General features: G+C 68.2%; 1 pseudogene. It reads right to left on the reverse strand.

Going from position 1 to position 352, the window contains the following annotated elements:
• Positions 1-352, reverse strand: a pseudogene (locus AC1D0P_RS32765) (dihydroxy-acid dehydratase); the annotation flags it as partial.

Raw genomic sequence — 352 nt, forward strand, 5'->3', positions numbered from 1 at the left:
GAGGTCACGCACCGCGCCGCGGTCGGCGCTGGTGGCGAAGGCCGCATAGGCCTTCAGCGCCGTCGTCACATTGCGCTTGCGCGGAGCCTCCGGCTTCCAGCCGAACGCATCCTGCTCTGCACGGCGGGCGGCAAGCGTTGCTTCGTCGACGGCAAGCGTGATCGTCCGATTGGGGATGTCGATCTCGACGCGGTCGCCTTCGCGGACGAGGCCGATCAGGCCGCCATTGGCGGCTTCCGGCGAGACATGGCCGATCGACAGGCCCGACGTGCCGCCGGAGAAACGGCCGTCGGTGATCAGCGCGCAGGCCTTGCCGAGACCCTTGGACTTGAGATAGCTGGTCGGATAGAGC

The organism is Polaromonas sp. P1_G2, assembly GCF_056405515.1.